This is a genomic window from Chitinophaga sp. (assembly GCF_036569125.1).
Lineage (GTDB): Bacteria > Bacteroidota > Bacteroidia > Chitinophagales > Chitinophagaceae > Chitinophaga.
Window position 1 is genome coordinate 1 of sequence record NZ_DATCRF010000752.1, and the last position, 2,174, is coordinate 2,174.

Genomic DNA, 2,174 nt, shown 5'->3' on the forward strand with positions numbered 1-2,174 from the left:
GGCCAGATGACAGCCCTATGTCAGGGGTATTTCAGGAGCTATAAAATTTGTCAAAATATTCCTGTAATGTCATTTTGTGCGGGGTGAATTTTTCTGAAAGCAGCTCCAGCTTTTTGATCCTGTCAAGGCGGAAATACCGGAACTCTTTCCGCAGGCGGCACCAGGCCACTAACAGCCAGTTCTCCTGGGTGTTTAATAATGCAAATGGCTCAATGAGCCTGGAGCTTGTTTTCTGGGTTTCGTTGGTATATTCAATTTTAACCAGGTTAAAGTTTGTAAGCGCGAATTGCAGCTCAGATAAATTATTGCTGTTCCTTTCCCGGTTAAGGTTCTGATCGAACCTCGTTCTCTCTGAAAGTAAATTAGCTTTATCTTTTACACTATGGTTTAATACTGCTTTAATTTTGTCGATCGCTTCCGAATAATCTTTAATAAAGGACGCATCTTTATTCTTCAGCACCAATTGCTCGGCAATAATTAAAGCATTGGCCTGGCTTTCCGTAAATGTTACGGGTGGAAGCCTGTAATGTTCCATCAGCGAATATCCCTTGCCTTCTTCCGTTAGCACAGGAACGCCGGCTTGTTCCAGTGCCCGGATATCCCTGTATATTGTGCGGATGCTTACCGAAAATTTAGCAGCAAGTTCGGGAGCGGTCAAAATACGTTTGGTCTGCAGCTGTGTAAGGATTGCAGTTAGCCGGGAAAGTCTTTTTGTATCCGTGTTATCCATTATGCAATGTTGGAATGAAGAAAGGCTATTTTGATAACATTACAAAATGGCTCCGGAAATCCCTGTAACAGAAGGCTTCAGCTATTCTGTATACTGTAAATGAACATCCGGCCTGTAAATTTCCAGGAGCCTGGCAGGGCCTGAAAGATCCTTAAACTGAAACTGACGATATAACCCATGCGCATCGCTTGTGTTCAGCATGATCCTTCTCAAACGTTTTGACCAGGGCTGTTCCAATATAAAAGATAACATCTTTTTAGAGATCCCTTTTCCACGATGTGCCGGCAATACAAAGAAATCAGCGAACCAGCCGAAAGTATAATAATCCGTGATCACTCTTCCAAACCCAACCTGCTGCCCGTCTATAAAAGCACCTACACAAAAAGAATGCTCCAGCGAATGCTGCACCAGCTCAAAAGAAATGTTCTTCGCCCAGTAAGAATCTTCTGACAGGAAACGGTGAACTACCTGAACATCCATATTCTCAACACCTGTTTTAATGCTTATTGCTGACATATCCTGCTATAATTTTTATACAAAACTATGCAAGCACTGTAAATGAACACAGTCACAGTTTCTAATATTTTAATGGATACAGTTATTTTTGCTGCATGAAGCAGGATTATCTCTATCTGCAAATATCAGACAACATTGCGCAGCTGATCAGAAAGGAAGTATTAAAAGCAGGCGATCGCCTGCCCTCTGTCAGAACGTTGTGCCACGAGCATAATATTAGCATGAACACGGCAAAAAGGGTTTACCTGGAACTGGAAGGACAGTCACTGGTAGAGTCAATACCCCAGTCCGGATATTTTGTAAGCCAGCTACCGCATAAAAGGCTTCCGCTTCCTGAAACAAGCAGCCCTTCTCAGATCAGCAGCAATAAGGAGCCGGATGAAATGATCAGTAAAGTTTATCTGAACCTGGGCAGGAAAGACCTTACGCTGTTTTCCATTGGCGTTCCTTCAGATGAATTATTGCCCCTGGCAGCCTTGAATAAAGAGATCATGCATGCAACCCGGCAGCTCCGCGACAGCGGCGCCGGGTATGAAGCATTGCAGGGAAATGAAAAGCTGCGAAAGATCATTGCAGCGCGTTCTATTTCCTGGGGAGGCAGCCTGCATGAAAACGACCTGGTCACCACGGCAGGCGGCATGAATGCGCTGGCATTCTGCATGATGGCTGTGGCAAAGCCGGGCGATACCATCGCCATAGAAAGCCCTGTTTACCCCGGCATTTTACAGCTGGCCGGAAGCATTGGCCTGAAGGTGCTTGAGCTGCCTACTCATCCCAATACAGGTATAAAAATTGAAGCGCTGAAGAAGGCAATACATAAGATCGATCTTTGTTTGTTGGTTACAAACTTCAGTACTCCCCTGGGAAGCTGTATGCCGGATGAACATAAAAAAGAGGTGGTGGCATTGCTGGCCAAACATAATATTCC

Annotated in this window: 3 protein-coding genes; 1 reads left to right on the forward strand and 2 read right to left on the reverse strand. The window is 44.6% G+C overall.

Translation table 11 applies throughout. The features are described from left to right. Window positions 1–31: 31 nt before the first annotated feature. Complete coding sequence (locus VIM87_RS27780) at window positions 32–730, reverse strand: YafY family protein (RefSeq protein WP_332000139.1); 699 nt, start codon at window positions 728–730, stop codon at window positions 32–34. A gap of 81 nt (window positions 731–811) precedes the next feature. Next, window positions 812–1,246 (reverse strand): GNAT family N-acetyltransferase, encoded by a 435-nt coding sequence (locus VIM87_RS27785; protein WP_332000140.1) that lies wholly within the window; start codon window positions 1,244–1,246, stop codon window positions 812–814. 95 nt (window positions 1,247–1,341) lie between these two features. On the opposite strand from VIM87_RS27785, the gene VIM87_RS27790 reads away from it, so the two are divergent. Beyond that, window positions 1,342–2,174 (forward strand): PLP-dependent aminotransferase family protein (locus tag VIM87_RS27790; RefSeq protein ID WP_332000141.1); only part of this gene is annotated, 833 nt, incomplete at its 3' end.

Coding starts and splice junctions, on each gene's coding strand:
- VIM87_RS27780 (WP_332000139.1), bottom strand. CDS start 730: ATGGATAACACGGATACAAAAAGACTTTCCCGGCTAACTGCAATCCTT.
- VIM87_RS27785 (WP_332000140.1), bottom strand. CDS start 1,246: ATGTCAGCAATAAGCATTAAAACAGGTGTTGAGAATATGGATGTTCAG.